Genomic DNA, 17692 nt, shown 5'->3' on the forward strand with positions numbered 1-17692 from the left:
GGCTAGAAGATCTCGTCCTCGTACGCCTGCCGTGCCGTCTGGAACTCGGGCGAGGCCACGTCGTACCGGGCGACGGCTGGGGCGGAACTGCCGAGTGCCTTGAACAGGGCTCCGTTCTCGTAGACGCGGCCGCACTTCGGGCACACGGCATGGTCGGCGTCCTCGGTCGACTGCTGGCGGTCCGGGTCGATCTTTCCGTCCGGGTCAGCATCCAGCCAGTAGCCGTCGCCGACGGCCGCGTTGCCGCACACGCACTCCTGGTCCTCGCCATCGTCGGAGATGGTGACTTCCCCGTCGAGGGGTTCCGAGGAGAGCGGGTACGCGTGGACCCCGGTCGTCGTCGTTCCCGGGTCGAAGTCGGCGGGCGGCGTGTGCGCCTGGTGGCCGAACTGGCCAGCGTGGGCGACCCCGTTGCCTCGTGCCTGCTCGCGCTGTGCGTCGCTGTGCTGCGTCATGCTCGGACCTCTCTCGGGGTGATGTCGATGGTGTACTCGCCAGGTTCGGACTCGTCGGCGGAGCGGAGGCCGCGGGGGTGGGAGTGGTGCGCGGAGAGGGTGGAAGCGAGGCCGTCGAGCGACTCCATCCTCCCGTACTCGTTCACGTCGATCACCTCGCCGTTCACGGTCACCGACTCGACGTCCATGAACGTGCCGTTGTCGTAGCTCGCTTCCCGCAGGTGGAACGCGGTCAATTCGGGGTCGACAGCTCGGGCGTAGCTGCGGAGGCTGTCGATGGTCGTGCGCTGCAGCTCCGCTTCCGCCTCGACCACGAGCTTGCCCCGGATCTCCACCCGCTGTCGCAGCAACGGCATCAGCTTCGACGGGTCGGTCGGGTCATCGAGCTTCGCGGGCACGTAGTCCGGGGCTGCCAGGAGCCCGCGTTCGCGAAGGTCCGCCGAGAAGTACCAGGTGGTGCCGCTGTCGAAGCTGAACTCGCGTCCGGTGTCGTCCACGTAGACGTCGGTGATGACCTGAGGGACGGCGAACTCGCCCCGCATGAGCTCGCGGTCCTCGTCATCCAGGTCCTCATCCGCACGCTCGATGTGGCCTTCGATGACCTGGCGCATGTCGACGCGGTCGCCCTCCCGGAGCGAGTCGATCGGGACGACCGTGCCGGTGGGCGTCGGCTCAGGCGCGGCATCGTCGGCGAACGCGCCCGGGGCGGTGTGTGCCTGGTGGCCGAACTGGCCGGCGTGGGCGACGCCGTTGCCGCGGGCGGACTCGCGGCGGGCATCAGAAATGTAAGTCATGGTCGGGTCTCCTCGTGGGTCACCTGGACTGTGTGCGGCTACTGCTCGTCGGAGTTCTTGACGAGGCGCTTGTAGTCCTGCTCCTGCTGCTCGCTGAACTTCGACCAGTCGATGACCGCGCGAGTGCCGCCGAGTCCGTCATCGACACGGGAGACAGCGCCTGGGACGCTGGCAATGCCGCTGCGCATCTTCGCGAGCTCGCGCGCGTGGACTTCGTGACGGTCCTCCCACCGGTCGTAGCGCGGCCACGCGTCGTAGACGAGGGCGGGCGGGCGTCGGTACTTCGTCTGGAACCCTGCGAGCGCCTCGCCCACTTCGAACGCGATCCCCTCGTCTGCGGTGCGGCTGCCGTCCTCGTAGGTGCGCCGCGATGCCTCGGCCGTGGCTTTCGCTTGGTCCCATTCGTCGAGGGTGAACACGGTGTCGCCGGTGATGAAACCGCGGTCGTCGACGGCGCGCGCGTACCTGGCCGATTCGAGCTGCACGCCCCAGGGTTGCGCGATCAGGACCGGCTCGTCGATGTGCCGGTGCACGATGCCGTCAACGATGATCCACCTGTCGGCTGCGTCCTGCTGCAGCGCCTCCAGGTGCTCTTCGTCGATCGAGGGAGGGTCGGACTCGTCCTGGCCCCAGCTGCGCTCTCGAACTCGGGAGTCGGCGAGCACGGCTTCCTCGAGGCTCTTCCCGGTGGATTCGATGAGGTTCCCGTCATGGATCAGGAGGGAGCGGGTCTTCCCGTGGCGGTCGGTGATCGTCGCCACCGCCGGCACGTCTGCCCGCTCGACGATCGGCACCTCCACGCTGAGGACACCGGGAGTCGAGTACGACTGCTCTTTCCGGTGCCTGGTACTGGGGAGGCCGAATCGACGCACCGACACGTCGATGGAGGTTGCGGCGATCGTGTCCGCGGGCGCCTCCTCCTGCCCCCACCAGTTGTTGTCGAACGCGCCTGGCGCCGAATGGGCTTGGTGCCCAAACTGGCCAGCCTGGGCGACGCCGTTACCGCGTGCCTGCTCGCGTCGTGCGTCGGTCTGGTTCGTCATGCTGGTCTGCTCCTGTGCTGGTCTGGTCGAAGTCGTGGTGCGGGTGCGCCCGGGTCAGCGCTTGCCCTCTGCGGAGTCCTGGACGAGGCGGTTGTAGTCGTCCTCCTGGTCGACGGAGAACAGGCTCCAGTCAACGCGGGCGCGGGTGCCGCCGAACCCGTCTGGAACGCGGGTGATGGCGCCGGGGATTTTCGCCATGCTCGCGCGCATCCGCTCGAGGTCCGCGGCGTACGCCTCCGGGGTTCGCTCCTCGGTGGGGCGGCGACGGCTTCGGTCGTAGTCGAGGGCCGGAGGCCTGCGGTACTCGGACTGGTACTCGTCCATCGCGGGTCCGAAGTCGAGGCGGATGCTGTGGTCGTACTCGTCCGGTTCGCGTTCGGCAGCTGCGACCGACACGGCCGTCTCGTATTCGTCGAGCCGGTACCGGTTCGGGTCGCGGAGGAACCCGCGAGCGTCGGAGCCTCTGCCGCTGATGCCGGAGTGGTCGTCGATGTTGACGACGCCGTTGAACACCCGCAGTGTCGGCTCGGGGATGGCTTCGTAGACGAGCCCGTCGATGACGACCCAGTCCCGGTCGATCTCGGCCTGGATCAGCGCGAAGTTGTCCTCGGGCAGCCATGGCCGCGGCTCCTGGGGCAGCCATGGCCTGGTGCGCACGCGGTCGTGCTTGGCGAGGGCTTCCGCGGGTGTGCGCCCGCGGGTCGTGAACAGGCGTCCGTTGTGGAGGACGATCTCTCGGCGCCCGTCGGGGTCGCCGGGGCGGGTGAGTGTCATCGCGCGGGGTGCATCCTCGGCGTCGATGACCGTGATGGTGACGTTGAGGATGCCCGGGACCTCGTAGCTCTGATCCTTCCGGTGCCGCGGAGTGGGACGCCCGTACATGCCCACGAGCACGTCGATCGACGCTTCCGCCGTGCGCGCCTCGGGGGCGTCTCCTGCACCTGCGTCAAACGCGGCAGGCGCGGAGCGGCTCTGGTGGCCGAACTGGCCGGCCTGGGCGACGCCGTTGCCGCGCGCTTGCTCGCGACGGGCGTCTGCGTGGTGGCTCATGGTGCTCCCTCGGGTGTCACAGGCACTGTGTGCGGCGGGGTCCGGAGCTACTGCCACCGGTTCATGCGGACGGTTGCCGTCTTGGGGGCGATCTCGGTCAGCCCGGAGTCGACGATCGTGATGGTGTGCGCGGGATCCGCGGAGAGCTCGTCGAGGTCGCCCATGCACACGGCCAGGTGCGGGTGCTCGCACCACGCGAGGAACGTGGCCTCGTCGATCGCACGGAGCTGGATGAGCCAGACCATGAGGGCGTGCGCGACCTGCGCCGCCGTCTTCCCGGTGGTCATGGCTACGTCGCGGCTGACGAGCATCTGCGGCTGACCGGTCTGCGCCGGCCCTCGCTCGGTTGGTCCATTGACGCGGAGCCCCTCCCCGTCTCGCTCGAGGTCCAGACCCGCCACGCGCAGCTGTCGGAGCCGCTTCGGGAAGTCGTCGTACGCCACCGGAGCGAACGCGTAGGCGGTCGCTCCCCCGACGGTGAAGGATCGGCTGGCAGGGTCGGCCGCGGAGAGCTCAGCAATGAACCGGGCGTCGGCGGGCTTCGAGATGCGCCGCACCGTCTTCGTGAAGGCGCGCGACAGCCACGTCCTCCACGGCTCGGCATCCAAATCAGCGTGCGCGGCTGCGAGGTTGGACGCGATTGCGACGGCGGCGATGGTCTCGAAGTGGGCGCCGGGCACGACGGCGATCGGCTGGACGAGGTTCGAGGCGGGAGCCTCGACAGGCTGAATGTCGGACATAGGCGAGCTCCTCAGATCGGTCGCTCTCCTATGCGGGGCTTTCCAGGTCAGTGCGCAGGTCGGTGCGACCATGGATGCGTGGCTCACACGACGAAGGCGATGATGTTGGCCGGTGCCGCGCTCCTCATCGGAGCTACGGCCGGGTGCTCCGAGCGCGTGTCCACGTACGCGGACCTCGAGAACGATGCGCCCGTCGACAAGCCCATCCCCCCTGATCTCGAGACCCAGGCCCTCGACGGGTTCGACACTGACTCCATCCGATGGGTCGGCGAATACAGCGGATCGCAGGTGTGGCTCGCTGCGGGCACTGGCGATTTTGAAGTGTGCCTCCTCCAGTACGCAGACGCTCAGGAGTGGAGTGGGTCCTGCAGCGGCGGCAACGGTATCTCGAGCTCGCGGATCGGCGACGGTCCCCAGTTCCAGGTCGTGCCAGACGGTCAGGAACCGCGCGAGGGGTCCGACAGAGTGTCCACCAACGTCTACGCGACCGGCGCCTGACCGGACCGTCACGACGACGCCCTCTCGCCGCAACAGTTGCGAGCGCGTACACGGGCACTCTTCTGGGCTCCCTTCGCGGCACAGGGTCCTCGACGCGAGTTGAGGCAACCGCCCTCGCCCGCGTACCGTCGAGGAGATGACGGCAGATCAGGCAACACTCACGGCGATCTGGTTCAGCATCGCCCTGCTCGGAGCGGGATACGCGCGCTCACGAAATCGCTCAGCGTGGACCTGGTTCCTGCTTACCCTCCTCACCGGGCCCATCGCGCTGTTCCTGCTGGTGGTGTGGCCCGCTCGCGAGCCCAAACCAGACGAGCGCCAGAATCAGCAACCGCGATCCCGCTAGACCACCGCCTCCCGCAGCCATTCGGTGACGTCGTCCCAGTCGCGGCCGACGAGCGCCATTGACGACTCGACGTCGCTCTTGTGGCGCGACGCGACGAGGCGTCGCCCTTCCCCGTACACGCGGTACTCGGCGCCGGATGGGGCGTGCACGGGTTTCTTCCGCCCCATGAATGAAGTCGTGCAGAGGCCTGCGGCGCGCGCGGACCGGTCGAGAATGGCGCCCATGTCGTACCGCTCGCCGGCGCCGCGGAGGATGGTCGCCCCTTCGTCGGTTGGGAGCTCCAGCATCGGCGCGAACACCTCGTTGAACTCCGCGATGATGTCGGCGGTCTTCCGCGGCGTCTGCTCTTCGACCGGCAGGAACCGCTCCCACTCCACCGTCGGGAGCCGCCAGCGTCCGCCGATGCCGCACACGACGACGTAGTTGCGCGGGATCAGGACGGCCTCGGCGTGCTTCGTGTTGGACCAGCGCAGCATTGACAGACGGGTCCCGTCGGGGCGGACGCCGGTGATGAGGCCGGGGTCGTTGACGAGCTCGTAGTCGTTGGCGACGAGGATCTGCTCGAGCAGGTTCATGGGCGGGGCCTTCCAGTCAGCGACAGGGGGCACAGCCGAGTGGCCGTACCCCCTGTTCTATGCGCTCGGCAGGCGCTATCTCTCTCGCCAGCCTTCCGGCAGCCGCACTGGCTTGTCTGAGTTCTCGGACTGGTAGACGAGCCCTTCGAACTCCGCCTCGCCGTCGTAGTCGAAACCGATGGACGGATCGTCGGGGTCGATCTCGACGTACTCGAAGCCGTCGAACGTTGTCCAGCGCTCCGCGATGTCGACGGCGCGGATCTCGCACTCTGCACCGGTGTAGGGGTCGATGAACGCCGCGTAGGACTCCTCGTCGTCCGGGTCGGCCGGGCGGAACCCCAACCGGGGGTACTCGGCGCTCTTGATGTCGTGCTCGAACCCTTGGTATGTCGCGTACCCCTCGGCAGGGTCGACCTCCAAGAGCTTCCTGAACGACTCCTGCGCCTTGTCGCCGGCGCCTTCCTTCGTGCCTTCGTGCGCGCGGGCCGCGTCGAGCTTCGCGAGCTCCTCCGACCAGTCGTTGGACTTGTCAGCTCGGAGCTTCTCGGCGAGCGCTTCCGCCCACGCGTTCACGCTCGTCGGCGCTTCGGCGGGTGCAGCGGTCGAGCCGGGGTCGAACGCGCCCGGTGCTGTGTGGGGCTGGTGGCCGAACTGGCCGGCCTGGCCGACGCCGTTGCCTCGTGCCTGTTCTCGGCGTGCGTCTGCAGCTGTGGTCATGCGTTGGGGTCCGTTTCGGTGTCGAGAGTGAGGGCGATGTCGAGCTGGTACGGGTGCTGCTCCAGGCCGTGGGCTGCGAAATCCACATACCCGGGCTTGCCTTCGTCAGGGACGCTGCGCCAGAGCCACTCGGGGTCATCACGGTCCATCTCCCCCAGGATCGCGTGCACCCCCGACGACATCTCCTCGAGGTCTGGACGGTCCTGCAGCTCGTCGAACTCGATGAAGCTGCCGTCGCGGAGCTCCAACGCTCCGAACCGGTATCGGGCGTCCTCGTCGTCGCGGTAGACGTGAACGGCTTTCGCGTCCGGCACCGTCATGCGCACGAGGCTCGCGGCGGTGACCGCGGCCTCACGTTCGAGGTCGTTGCGTCGCCGCCAGAACGCCTGGGATCGCTCGTACAGCTGCTGGCGGCGGTTCTCGATCGCGTCGTCGTCGGAACGGTCGAGCACTCGCGCTGGCGCGCGGTCCCGGTCGGTCGAGGCGTGGCCCGGGTGGAAGTCCCAACGCGCACTCTTGGACTCGTCCGTGTCGGCGAACGTCACGTATATCTCGCCGTCGTTGACTTCGACGGCGGAGACGGTGCGGGGGCCTCGTTGGAAGTTCCGCTCGAAGTCCTCGATCAGGTCGTCGTCTTCGGGGTTGCGTTCCAGGTACGCGGCCGCGAGCCGGGACATGTCGAGCTGGTCCCCGGCTTCGATGTCGAGCGGGTCGATGAGCTCGGTCATCACGGGCACTGGGATCGCGTGTGCGGGTTCCGCCTCGAACGTCCCGGGAGCTGTGTGGGCCTGGTGTCCAAACTGGCCGGCGTGGGCGACGCCGTTGCCTCGGGCGGCGTCCTGCTGGGCTTTCGCGGCTGCGCTGATCTGGGTGGTCATGGTCATGCTCCTTCGGGGAGGCCGTTGGTGCGGGCGGCGGTTTCGGCGGGTTCGTGGCGGATCCACTCGTACTTGCCGTCGGCTTCGGCTTGGTCGAACTCGCGGCCGCGCGCGTTGTTGAGCTCGATCGGGATGTGCGCTCGCCAGTGGTGTCCGTCGCGGTCGATCTTCACGAGGTGGTCGCCGCCCCGGAAGTACGCGGCTTTCTCGCGGTAGGTGACGCCGACGCCCGCGTGCCCGCGGTTGCTGGTCCATTCGTGGATGCCGGCGCGGACGTTCGGGTTCTCGGCGGTCTCGATGCGCCGGTCGATCTCCGCGCCGATGTACTCGGCCCCGAACGTGCCGGGGTCGGTCTCGTTCGCGAACCGGGCGTGTAGGTTCCACGCGGCCTGCCCGACGGTTTCGTCGGAGAGCTCCTCGTCGGGGATCCTCGCGGTCAGGGACAGGCTCAGGTTCGAGTCTCCGTCCTCCTGGTATTCGAAGTCGTCCACGTCCGCGTCGAACCAGTCGGAGTAGGCGTCGGCGATGAGCAGGTCGTGCTGTTGCAGCTGCTCGTGTGTGAACCGCTTGTCCCAGTTCGGGTTCTCGCTGTAGTCGAGGACGAGGGTGGAGTCCGTGTCGGCCGGGTCGTACTTCATGAGCGTCATCATCGATACGCGCTCGTCATCGAAGCCTCGCGCGTCATCGGTGAGGTCGATCTCCCGGTTCGCTCGAGCTTTCGAGAGGAGCCCGTCTCCGGGCTCGGCGATGGTGAGCGGGGCCGGGGCCGAGTGCTGCTGGTGCCCGAACTGGCCGCCGGTGGTGCCGTTGCCTCGGGATGCTTCGCGTCGCTGCGCGGCGTCGCTGCTGATGGTCATGCGTTGTCCAGTTCGTAGAGGCGGGCTTGGGCGCTGAGGGAGACGTCGTTGATGTTCAGGAGGTACGCGGCGCCGTGGTCCTCCTGCAGGTCTGCGTCGTCGCCGGTCTCGTCGATGTAGTCGATCCACTGCGGGCTCTCCCACGGCATCTCCCGCAGGCAGGACTCGAGCTGGTCGTCCCCGTCGACGCGGTCGGTGTCGACGGTGCCGTCCGTGCTCCGCACCCCGACGAGGGTGTACTCCCCCGTCATGTCGTTCGTGCCGACGAGGACTTCCTTCGCGTTCGGGTGGAGCTGGCGGGCCATGAACGCCGCCGTCGCGCCGACCTGGATCTGGTACCGGTCGGCCTGCTTCGCCAGCCGGAGGGATGCCTGGTCGACGGCCACCTTCGCCCGCTCCGCCCTGACCGTCTCCTCGCCGCGCTGGGCCTCATCGGCACGTCGGGCCGCGATGTAGGTGTTCAGTTCCGCACTGTCGGGAGTCGCCCCGACGGAGCACCGTTCGCCGATCGGCCACTTGGCGTAGCCGCACGCGACATACTCACCAGCGAAGGTCCCGGCTTCCTCGCCGTCCTCGTCATCGCGGAGCGCTTCGAGGGCCGAGATTGGCCAGGAGTCGAGGATGTCGCGGGTGTGCTCCGGAGCCATCTGCTCTTCGTCGCCATATCCCTGCACGGTGCCGCGTTCGTTGTAGTACGTCGCGCTTGCCCACACGCGTGGCGTCGGCGTCTCTGCCAGAGGCGCAGCCTCGGGGCTCGCGTCGAACGCGGCTGGCGCGGAGTGCTGCTGGTGGCCGAACTGGCCGGCCTGGCCGACGCCGTTGCCTCGCGCCTGCTCGCGGCGATCGTCTGCTGTGGACATGCGTGTCTACTCCTCTGGTCCGGGGTTCACCGGCACTGTGTGCGGCGATCGCGAGTACGGTTGTGGTCATGGCTGAGCTCACGTTCGACAACGCCCCCTGGTACGAGGTTGGCGGCGTGCGCTACATCGACGAGCGCGCCTTCGAGCAGCTCCTCGGCCCAGTGCTCGAGGACAACGCAGAGCTCCTAGCTCGCCTCGGCGATCGCTGACGGACTACTTCCGCTTCCGCCGCTGCTTCGCGATGAGCTCGTCGACCATCTGCTGGATGACGTCGGCGGCGCTCATGAGGTCGTCGTTGCTGTTGTCGAGCACGGCGATGTTGCTGTCCTGCTGGTAGACCGCGCCGAGGGTGTGGCCCTTCTTTTCGAGCGCCCGTTGGATGTGCTCGTCGAGGGTGCCGAGCGCGATGAGAGAGGTGGCGAGCACGTTCTCGGTCTGGCCGATCCGGTGTGCACGGTCCTCCGCCTGGCTCATGATCGCGGGCGTCCAGTCCTGCTCTGTGAAGAGCATGTCCTGGGCCCGCGTGAGCGTGATGCCGGCGTTCGCGACAGGAATGGATGCGAGCAGGATCGCAGTCGACCCCGCCTGGAAGTCGGCGACGACCTGGTCCTTGTCCTCGAACTTCGTGTCGGCGTCGATGACCGCGAACGGGCGTCCGTCTTTGGTAAAGCTCTCGCGGAGGGCGGCGCCGACGTCCTTGTGCCAGAACCAGACGATGAGCGGACGCGAGTGCAGGCCCTCCTCGTCGGGCGCGGTGTCGTGCAGTCGCACGTACTCGGCGGCGGCGTCGATCTTGGTGAGGCCCGCGGCGACACGGAGCTTTGAGACGAACCGGATCACGCCCTTCGAATACTCCGCCACCATGTCGTCCGTCGGGGCATCACCGGTCTCGGAGACGACCTTGTCGATCCACTCCTGGATCTTCTCGGCAATATCCTTGTGCGCCCGCCGGTACTCAGTGAGCGGCACCTCGAGAGCGACGGCGTTGCGGAACTTGCCGGGCAGCTGCTTGAGGACCTCCTCTTTCGCGCGGCGGACCCACACGTGAGCGCGCATCTGGTTGCCGAGGTCCTCGAGTGCCCCGCGGCGGGGTCGGAACCGGCCGAACGGGTCCTGCGTGCAGTAGCGTTTGAGGAACTCGTCCCGGCTCCCGAAGAGCGGGCCCAGCATGCCGACCATTTCCAGGAGCGCGGCGATCTCCGACGGCGAAGCGAACATGGGTGTTCCGGTCGACGGAATTGCGCGCTTGGAGGACGACGCGAGCTTGAGGGCGGCCGTACCGCGCTTCGAGCCGAGCGTCTTCGCCCGGTGCGCTTCGTCGTACACGAACAGGTCAGGCGACCATTCCCGGAGCTGCTCGACGAGCTCCGGTCTTGCGACAAGCGTGGAGTCCGGGACGATGACAATGCCCTTCTCAGGCAGGTCGAGGCGCTTGTCCCGCTTCATCTTCTTCGGGTTGACGACGAGCACCGTCCCGCCGTCCATCGCCCCGTTGACGAGGATCCCGACCTTGTCCGCCTCGGTCTTCCACGCACCAGTCACGACCGACGGGCAGGTGACGACCATTCGCTCAGCCCCGATCGCGGCGGCGACCGCGAGGCACTGGCTGGTCTTGCCCAAACCCGGCTGGTCCGCGAGGAGTCGGTGCCCGAGCGCGATGGAGAGCACGCCGAGCGCCTGGTACTCAAAGAGGTCCATGCCGAACCATTCGGGGATGAACGACAGCCACTCCTGCAGCGCTTCCTTGCCCCCGAGCGCGGCGTAGTCGGGTGCACTCCCCAGCGCGGCGGCGAACGCCTCGAACCCCGTGACCGGCAGCGGAGCCCGTGCTGCGAGGGATTTTTCGAGGGTGTCTGCTGGCCACACGACACCGGGCCGGAGGGTGCCGCGGACGGTCGCGTCCGTGTGCGGGAGCTCGTACCAGTCCTCGTCTTTGTTCCAGACGGCGCCCCAGCCGAGGAGGTCGCCGGCGAGGTCTTTGCCGAGGAGACGAGGACGCACCTGCAGGCCGAACCCGTCGGGTGCGTGGCGGGCCATGGGAGCGGTGAGGTCTTCGAGGGAGTAGCCGACGAGCGGCCCGTTCTGGGGGTAGTCGATCCAGAGGCCGAGCTTCGCGAGTTCCTCGCTGGGGCGTTCGGTGCCGAGCCCGGTGATCGTCCACGACCGGGTCGCGCGATCATATGCCCGCCCGGGCAGGCCTTTCACCCAGCCCTGGAAGGTGCGGCTGCCATCGAGCGGGAGGGGCGCGTCCAGGGGTGCGCGGAGGCGGAGTTCGGGCCGGGTGATCGACCCGGTCAGCTCGACCGTCCCGACTCGTGTGGACATCAGCGTCATGGTCACGCCGGGACTCCCGCGCCGATGCCGAGCTCAAGTTCGGGCTGGACGATCACCAGCGGGCCGGCCTCAGATGGCGCCTCTTCCCCCGCCGCAGCCTCCTCCCCCGCCGCAGCCTCCTCCCCCGCAGGCTCCGCGTCCGGTTCGGCCTTGGGCTTCGCTTTCGCGGTGAGCGGGGTCTTGATGGGCTTGCCTGTGCAGTCGCGGGTGAGGATGCACTTCGAGGGGGCCGCCTGCGCTTTCCCGTCTTGGGTGCGCCCGAGGAATGACACCTGGCCGCAGTCCGAGCACACCGCGACGATCCGCTGCGGGTCCACGGAGATGAGCGAGACGACGTTCAGGTTCCGGTCGAGGCACGCCTGCTGGTCGGGTGTGAGCCGCACCTTCGCGATCGCCTCAGCGTTGGAGACGAGGTGCTTCCAGGACCCGACCTTCGTGCCTTTGAGGATGAGGAACGCGATGTGGGTCGCGCGCACGACATCGGGAAGAGCGTCGTTGTCGCGGATCTCGATCGGCTTCGGGGGTTTTGCTGTTCTGGCCATGCCCTCCTATGCGGGAGGGTCAGCCTGCCGAGGATTCCTCTTCGTGCAGCGACACCTGGATACTGTCGCCATGCGGCTTGAGTGTGAAGAGAGCCCCGTTCTCGCTTGGCACCTTCTCAATTACTTCAGCGCCCAGGAACTCGTACCCGATGGTCCCCAACGCGATGCGCTGATCCCCAACCTCCGCGACCAGAGGGGACGTGAGAGTGAATGACCCAGTGGGTAGGACGACCGAGTGCGCCAATTCAATGTAGAAGCGCCCGTCCGGTGATACGGGCCTCGCATACGACTGACCGCTAAGTAAGCCGACCACAAACCTCCAGTGTGCAAGGTTGTCACCACTGATTGAAGAGAAATCTGGGGTCAGTACGCGGGCGTCCGTGCGCTTCTGAATCTCGACGAGCAGGTCCACCGCGTCCATCGTGACGTGCAGGGCCTGCGTCAAGTCCTCCGGCCAATCGACGCAAAGGTTCCGATCGAGGACGCCTCGGCCCTCGGGAGTGTGAGCGTGGCTGATCCTGCCTTCGTTGGGAGGGCGACAAACAGAGAGGAAACGAAGGCCGCGTTGGACGTCGAGCACGCCCTGTCCGGCGAAATCCCCTTGTCCGATGGCTCTGACTAGTGACCCCTCGGAGTGGTATCGATCCTCCAAGGTGAATGTCTTGTAACGCTCCTCCAAGAGAATCCTGACGCCCAAACCTCCCGACGACACGTCCCGACGTATCGCCTCGACCGAAGCAAGGACATCACCCTCAGGAGAAAGTACTTCGAGCCGAAGAGGGTCTCCGACCTCGCTCGTCGTTGGGGATAGTTGCAGACTGGCCCCTGTTAGCTCGGCCGATAGGCCGCCTGGCGCATCGAGTTTCCCCTGAAACGAACCGTGGGGGGATGTGAACGGTGCTCCGTAGCCTGCGAATGATTCAAGCGCCGCCTCGAGTTTTTCGTCTCCGGCTGGCACGACGATCTTTCCTTCGAGAGTCACCGGCCTGAGGTTCTGTGATTCTGCGCACCTCGCGATCACATGGACGGCGGTCCAGCTGGTGTTCGATGCATCGTCTGTCCGAGCTACCGTCATGATTAGGCCTGTTCTCGTCCCGAAGCGCTTCGGCAGAGGACCATGACCGGTTTCGTAGTCGTAGGCGTACAGGGGGTCGTCGTCCAAGACCCTACGAGCGTCTGCGAATCGCGTGGCGAGGTCCATCGGCGAAGGTGCATCCTCGAGATCCGAGTACTGAGATATCGTTCTGAATGCTCTGAGGATGGCGGTCTCCCCGTCGCCGAGGTAGTAGTCGATGACGGCGGGGTATTCCGCAGCGAGACCCTCGACGTAGTCGAGCCCGTGCCAGATGCGGGTGAGTCCAGGTTGCTCAGGCTCGAGGTCATCGAACCACGCGTACGTTTCGGGGGTGGGGTTCCAGGGGGTTACGAGCTTCCACTCCTCGACGTTGAGTCTGTCCCAGCGCGGCGTGCTTTTGAGAGTGGTGAACGAACTGTGAATTTCACTCTTCTGTTTACTCGTGAGCGGTTCGGCATACTTCTTCACTTGGTAGACCACGTCGCCCCCACCTGGAGCGGCACCTTTTTCGAGGATGTCGACACCGCCGTCACCGGTTGAAGGAGTGATCCGAATCGAGTTGGGCCGCTTTCGGTTTACGAGGAGCGCGACAACCGCTTCAACATCGCCACCCTCGAGCCTGGTCCAGGGGATTCGCTTCATGACAGCCAGTATGCGGGTTTGCCACCCTCAGGGTGTGAAGTCGATGTCTGGTTCCTCGACGGAAGTGGCTTTCCCGCTGAGGGCCATCGCTCCCCTGCTGAAGTCGACAGGGACGCAGATGGTCCAGTAGTTGTCACCGAAGCGGGTGGCGTCGTTGCTGGATCCGGTGGTCCAGTTGGCGGTGTAGTCGACGACGGTTTTGTAGCAGGCTTCGGTCATGAGGCCGGCTTCGTCTTCGGGTGGCGCGATCAGGGCGGGGTAGGTGACGTCGTGGACGGTGACGGTCGCCTTGTATCCGGAGTTGGAGATGCCGAGGTCGCTGCGCGCGAGGAGCGGGGCCACGGAGATCTGTTCAGGCGTGAAGTACGGCTCGAGGCGGGCTGCGCGGTCTTCGGTGGGTTCGGTGGAGTCGAACGTCACCCATTCGCGCAGCGCTGAGGTGAGCCACGCGTCGATGCTGGCTTGGTCGGTGCCGGAGAGAAGGTCGTTTTCGGCGGAGTGGTCGTGGTCGTGCCCGGCGTCTCCCCCGGCTTCGGGTTCGACGTGCTCGACGGGTTCCCGGTTCTCATCTACCGGGGCGGCAGTGTCGGTAACGGTCGCGACCGGGGTGGGTACGGCGGTGGGCGGGAGCTGGTTCGCGCTGATCGCCCAGGCGGCGACGGCGGAGATGGCGACGACGAGGACGATAGCGGCGCCGACGATGATGAGGCGGAGTCTGGTGGTGGTCATGGTCTGGTCCTATCCGCAGGTCTGTTTCGAGGAGATGCCGGAGATCTTGTACGCGCACAGGTCGAGCCCCATCCCTTTCAGCGTGGTCACGGGGTTCACCTTCTCTCCGGCTTGGTCGTAGGTTTCGAGGTGCAGATGTCCGCCGAAGCTGGACCCGGTGTCGCCGACGGTCCCGAGCTGCTGGCCGGCTTTGACCTTGTCGCCCACCTTCAGCGGGGACGGAGCGACCATGTGCCAGTAGGACGTGGAGACGCCGTTGTCGTGCTGCACGGTGACGTAGTTGCCGGCGCCTGAACCGTACGCGGATTCGGTGACGGTGCCCGCAGCGATTGCGAAGATCGAGGCGGACCCTTCGATGCCTTGGATGTCGACACCGCGGTGGAACGACGACCCGACGCAGCATCGGGGGCCGAAGAAGTCGGTGATCTGGTGGTACGGGTCGTCCAGCGACAGCGGGTACGCGACGCCGCCGGAGACCGCGCCGACGGACGTGCCAGACTCGGCGCACGCGACCCCGCCTTGGCTCTTGCCAGGGAGCGCGCCGTCGCCGCCAGCGCTGGGCGCCCCGGTGAGGTCGCCCGGGAGCGGGATGGCCGGTGAGGTCTTCTCGTACGCGTCCCAAAGCTTCTCGGCGAGCGGCTGCGCCTGGTTGTACTTGTCGTAATACTGGAGCGCGTACACCTGCACTTCGTGCGCGGCTTTCGCGAGCTCCATTCCTTGCCAGCCGGGCACCGCGCGGAGCACGGACAGGAACTTGCCCGTCGCCCAGGCGGGGGTCAGGCGCTGCTCGCGAGTGCCCCAGGAGTCCTGCTGCTGGTACAGGCCGATGGACGTGGTGGGGCTGCCGTCGGGGTTGAGCACTCCCCCGGTCTCGTAGTCGCCGTAGCCGATGTTGACGAGCGTCGACTCCTGGTAGGCGGTCGCGATCGCGACGATCCCGGCCCACCGGGTGTCGGCGGTCGGGAACATCGTCTTGGTCGCCCCGATGATCGCGCGCACGTTCGAGACCTGCTCGGAGGTGAGCCCGTTGACGTCGACCGTGCCGCTGCCGTCGCCGGATGCGGGCGCGGTGATGGACCCGGCTCCAGCGTCGCCGCAGGTGTTACCGATGGCGAGCGCCCACTCGCGAGCGGTCGTGAACGCCGTCTTGGCGGTCGCCTCGTCGAGGTGCCCGGGCGGTCCGGCACTGGGGGCGGCGGGCGGAGCTGTCGGCGCGGGTGCCTCGGTGGCTTCCGCGGTCGGCGTTGCCTCGGGCGACGTGGAATCAGCGGTCGGAGTCACATCAGGCGTGGCCTCGGCCGTCGGGGTCCCCAAGGGGGCTAGGGTTTCTGGCGCGTCCGCGGTTCCGTCTGGGCCATAGAGCGCGAGGAGGGCTGCGACGAATCCCTTCTCGGCGGTCTCCTGTCCGGCCTTGTCCACGTCGGAGTCGCCCAGCTTGAGGCGTCCGGTCTCGCCGTCGCGGACGGATCCGGCGATGAGTTCGCGGTCGTCGTCGTTGGGGATCTGCCGGATGAGCTCGGCGTCGAACGCGCGCGGGTCGAAGTCGACGTCGGGTTTCTCCCGCTCCATCCACAGCGTCAGCTGCCACGGCGTCGCTGACCCCTCCGAGGCGGCCCGGGCATCGCGGATCTCGGACGCTTCGGCGCCGGCGGCGGCCGCGGTGTCCTGGGACTGGCTGGACAGGGCCGCGGCGAAGGCGTTCACGGTCGCGGAGACGAGCGCTGCGGCGAGAAGCGTGATCGCGAGGGACATGATCGCGAGCATCGCGAGGATGCGCAGCATCGTGCGCTGCCCGGCCTTGTTGTCGACGAGCCCGACGGCAGCGCCTCCCGCGGCGCCGATGGCCGCTCCGACCCAGCCGCCCTTCGTCGCGCCTTGCAGCGCCCCGGACGCCGCGCCCTTGGCGAGGTTCTTGGTGGCGGCTTTCGCGTCGTCGCGAGCACCCGCCAGGCCGCTCCGAGTGGACGCGTTCGACTGGGGCCTCGTCGCGGCTTGCTTGAGGCGGTCCTTGCCTTTGGTGGCTGCGTCGGCGGCGAGCTTCTTCGCTCCCGTCGCGGCCGTCTTCTCTGCCCCAGCCTTTGCTGCCTGAGCACCTGCAGCCTTCCCTGCAGCCGCAGCGCCGCCCGCGGCTTTTCCGCCGACGGCTCCGGCGACGATGGAGGCCGCTTCCTTGCCGAGGCCTTTCGCGGTGGCCTTCGCGCGGTCGCCGGCGGACGGCTTGTCGGGGCCGGTGGGCGGGGTGTCTGGTGTGCTCATAATGGACCTCCAGATCGTCCTATGCGCGCGCGGTGGTTCAGCGGCCGAACCACTGGCCGGCGGAGACCAGCGACGGGTCGCTCATGTACTTGCGGCGGCGCATCTGGAGCCTCGCGGTCTGGAATCTCGACGGGATGCGCGCGGACTTGGAGCGGTTGTGAACACTGCACAGCGCGACGAAGTTGGCGGCGCTCGTCGCCCCGCCTTTGGAGTGCGGGAGCCAGTGGTCGCCGGCGTTCGCGGGCCGGGTGCAGCGCACGAACGGCAGCCACTCCCCTTCGCACCGGCCACCGGCCCGGTCGAATCCGGCACGGCGGTCGCGGTTGCCGTAAAGGCGCTGCGGGTCCCGAGCTTTGCTTCCACCGCCCTGTGGACCGGTGAGGGCCTTGACGACAAGCACGACGAGCACGAGCACGCCGATGACGAGCGCGGGCTGTTCGGTGGTGAGGATGGTCAGCTGATCGACGATGGACTGCACTAGCTGCATGAGGCACCTCCGGTGGAGTAGGACACGGATACGGACCCGTCTGCGCTGCCGGTCGCGGAGAACGACTGCCCGGGCTGGCCGAACGCGGTCACGGATGCGGACCCGGCGCCGGTCGCGGACTGCCCCGCAGCGCTCAGCTCGACCGTTCCGCCGCCGGACGCGGTGAACGTGATCGAGAACGCGGACGGCGCCTGGCAGGACACGGAGATCGACTGCGACGCTCGCTTGACGGTGGGTGCGGACGGGGCATTCACTGGTGCGGCGTCCGGGGTGGGCGCAGATTCAGGCGCTCCGGCCGGTGCGGGCGTTTGGACAACGTGGCCGTCTGCGGTGACGGCGCTGGCCTTGGTGAGCGCGTGCACGCGGAAGGCTTGATTGTGGCCGGAGAGCGTGGAGTTCGCCGTGATGAGCTTCGCTTCGCTCGAGCCCGAATCGTCGAGGAGCGCCTGGGCGGCGTCGCGGGCAGCCGAGAGCTCGTCGATCATCGCTTGGTCCGTGGCAGGGGCCGGGTACTGCGCGAGGAGCTGGTCGGCAAGGCGCACCTGTTCGGTGACGGCATCTCGTGCGGCTGAACTCGTCGGGGCCGGGTCCGAAGTCGTCGACGATGCCTGTGACGGTGATGCGTCGGTGACGCGGATCGTGGGCGCTGGTTCGACGGCCGTGGAGGTGGGCTCGGCGACCGGCGGGGAGGCCGGGGGTTGGGACAGGACGGTCGGGAGCGTGAGGCCGGCGACGACGATGCCGACCGTCACGGCGAGGGCACCGGCGATGGTGAGCATGCGGGTGCGGGGATGACGAAGGTGCCACGCCAACT

Annotated in this window: 20 protein-coding genes; 3 read left to right on the plus strand and 17 right to left on the minus strand. The window is 67.6% G+C overall.

Going from position 1 to position 17692, the window contains the following annotated elements:
- Positions 1-2 precede the first annotated feature (2 nt).
- Genes ITJ61_RS03740 through ITJ61_RS03760 form a run of 5 tightly spaced genes read right to left on the minus strand, consistent with a single transcriptional unit; the run spans position 3 to position 4082 of the window.
- The gene (locus ITJ61_RS03740; protein ID WP_194685493.1) at positions 3-455 is read right to left on the minus strand and encodes a hypothetical protein; all 453 of its coding nucleotides are present in this window, start codon (positions 453-455) and stop codon (positions 3-5) included.
- Positions 452-1249 (minus strand): hypothetical protein, encoded by a 798-nt coding sequence (locus ITJ61_RS03745; protein ID WP_194685494.1) that lies wholly within the window; start codon positions 1247-1249, stop codon positions 452-454. Before ITJ61_RS03745 ends, ITJ61_RS03740 begins: the two co-directional genes overlap by 4 nt.
- 38 nt (positions 1250-1287) lie before the next feature.
- Positions 1288-2292 carry a hypothetical protein gene (locus ITJ61_RS03750; protein ID WP_194685495.1) on the minus strand — a complete coding sequence of 335 codons (1005 nt, stop codon included), beginning with the start codon at positions 2290-2292 and terminating at the stop codon, positions 1288-1290.
- Positions 2293-2346: 54 nt separating this feature from the next.
- A complete protein-coding gene (locus tag ITJ61_RS03755; RefSeq protein ID WP_194685496.1) occupies positions 2347-3342 on the minus strand; it encodes a hypothetical protein in 996 nt (331 codons plus the stop codon).
- 47 nt (positions 3343-3389) lie between these two features.
- Positions 3390-4082, minus strand: coding sequence for a peptidyl-tRNA hydrolase (locus ITJ61_RS03760; protein ID WP_194685497.1), 693 nt, complete (start codon positions 4080-4082; stop codon positions 3390-3392).
- A 78-nt stretch (positions 4083-4160) separates the two neighbouring features.
- Here ITJ61_RS03760 and ITJ61_RS03765 point away from each other — a divergent pair, with 78 nt between their 5' ends.
- Positions 4161-4580, plus strand: a complete 420-nt coding sequence (locus ITJ61_RS03765; protein WP_194685498.1) for a hypothetical protein — start codon at positions 4161-4163, stop codon at positions 4578-4580.
- A 136-nt stretch (positions 4581-4716) separates the two neighbouring features.
- Positions 4717-4926 (plus strand): hypothetical protein, encoded by a 210-nt coding sequence (locus ITJ61_RS03770; RefSeq protein WP_194685499.1) that lies wholly within the window; start codon positions 4717-4719, stop codon positions 4924-4926.
- On the opposite strand, the gene ITJ61_RS03775 is transcribed toward ITJ61_RS03770, so the two are convergent.
- From ITJ61_RS03775 to ITJ61_RS03795, 5 genes are all read right to left on the minus strand, one after another.
- Positions 4923-5501: a hypothetical protein gene (locus ITJ61_RS03775; RefSeq protein WP_194685500.1), complete on the minus strand. Its 579-nt coding sequence runs from the start codon at positions 5499-5501 to the stop codon at positions 4923-4925. The genes ITJ61_RS03770 and ITJ61_RS03775 overlap by 4 nt on opposite strands.
- A 75-nt stretch (positions 5502-5576) precedes the next feature.
- A complete protein-coding gene (locus tag ITJ61_RS03780) occupies positions 5577-6218 on the minus strand; it encodes a hypothetical protein (protein WP_194685501.1) in 642 nt (213 codons plus the stop codon).
- The gene (locus ITJ61_RS03785; protein WP_194685502.1) at positions 6215-7096 is read right to left on the minus strand and encodes a hypothetical protein; all 882 of its coding nucleotides are present in this window, start codon (positions 7094-7096) and stop codon (positions 6215-6217) included. Before ITJ61_RS03785 ends, ITJ61_RS03780 begins: the two co-directional genes overlap by 4 nt.
- A 2-nt stretch (positions 7097-7098) precedes the next feature.
- Complete coding sequence (locus ITJ61_RS03790; protein WP_194685503.1) at positions 7099-7953, minus strand: hypothetical protein; 855 nt, start codon at positions 7951-7953, stop codon at positions 7099-7101.
- Positions 7950-8813 carry a hypothetical protein gene (locus ITJ61_RS03795; RefSeq protein WP_194685504.1) on the minus strand — a complete coding sequence of 288 codons (864 nt, stop codon included), beginning with the start codon at positions 8811-8813 and terminating at the stop codon, positions 7950-7952. The genes ITJ61_RS03790 and ITJ61_RS03795 overlap by 4 nt, the downstream gene beginning before the upstream one ends.
- A gap of 68 nt (positions 8814-8881) precedes the next feature.
- Here ITJ61_RS03795 and ITJ61_RS03800 point away from each other — a divergent pair, with 68 nt between their 5' ends.
- Entirely contained in the window at positions 8882-9022 is a 141-nt protein-coding gene (locus ITJ61_RS03800; RefSeq protein WP_194685505.1) for a hypothetical protein, read from the plus strand.
- Between the two features lie 4 nt (positions 9023-9026).
- Here the strand turns inward: ITJ61_RS03800 and ITJ61_RS03805 are convergent, their stop codons facing one another.
- Genes ITJ61_RS03805 through ITJ61_RS03835 form a run of 7 tightly spaced genes read right to left on the minus strand, consistent with a single transcriptional unit; the run spans position 9027 to position 17657 of the window.
- Entirely contained in the window at positions 9027-11138 is a 2112-nt protein-coding gene (locus tag ITJ61_RS03805; RefSeq protein ID WP_194685506.1) for a DEAD/DEAH box helicase, read from the minus strand.
- 11 nt (positions 11139-11149) lie between these two features.
- Positions 11150-11689, minus strand: coding sequence for a hypothetical protein (locus ITJ61_RS03810; protein ID WP_194685507.1), 540 nt, complete (start codon positions 11687-11689; stop codon positions 11150-11152).
- Positions 11690-11708: 19 nt separating this feature from the next.
- Entirely contained in the window at positions 11709-13406 is a 1698-nt protein-coding gene (locus tag ITJ61_RS03815; RefSeq protein ID WP_194685508.1) for a restriction endonuclease, read from the minus strand.
- A 27-nt stretch (positions 13407-13433) separates the two neighbouring features.
- Positions 13434-14135, minus strand: coding sequence for a hypothetical protein (locus ITJ61_RS03820; RefSeq protein ID WP_194685509.1), 702 nt, complete (start codon positions 14133-14135; stop codon positions 13434-13436).
- 9 nt (positions 14136-14144) lie between these two features.
- Positions 14145-16391 carry a M23 family metallopeptidase gene (locus ITJ61_RS03825; RefSeq protein WP_194685510.1) on the minus strand — a complete coding sequence of 749 codons (2247 nt, stop codon included), beginning with the start codon at positions 16389-16391 and terminating at the stop codon, positions 14145-14147.
- A gap of 37 nt (positions 16392-16428) precedes the next feature.
- A complete protein-coding gene (locus ITJ61_RS03830; RefSeq protein ID WP_194685511.1) occupies positions 16429-16878 on the minus strand; it encodes an HNH endonuclease in 450 nt (149 codons plus the stop codon).
- The gene (locus ITJ61_RS03835) at positions 16869-17657 is read right to left on the minus strand and encodes a hypothetical protein (protein ID WP_194685512.1); all 789 of its coding nucleotides are present in this window, start codon (positions 17655-17657) and stop codon (positions 16869-16871) included. The genes ITJ61_RS03830 and ITJ61_RS03835 overlap by 10 nt, the downstream gene beginning before the upstream one ends.
- Positions 17658-17692: the final 35 nt, after the last annotated feature.

This window comes from Pseudoclavibacter sp. VKM Ac-2888 (assembly GCF_015351285.1).
Classification (GTDB): domain Bacteria; phylum Actinomycetota; class Actinomycetes; order Actinomycetales; family Microbacteriaceae; genus Pseudoclavibacter.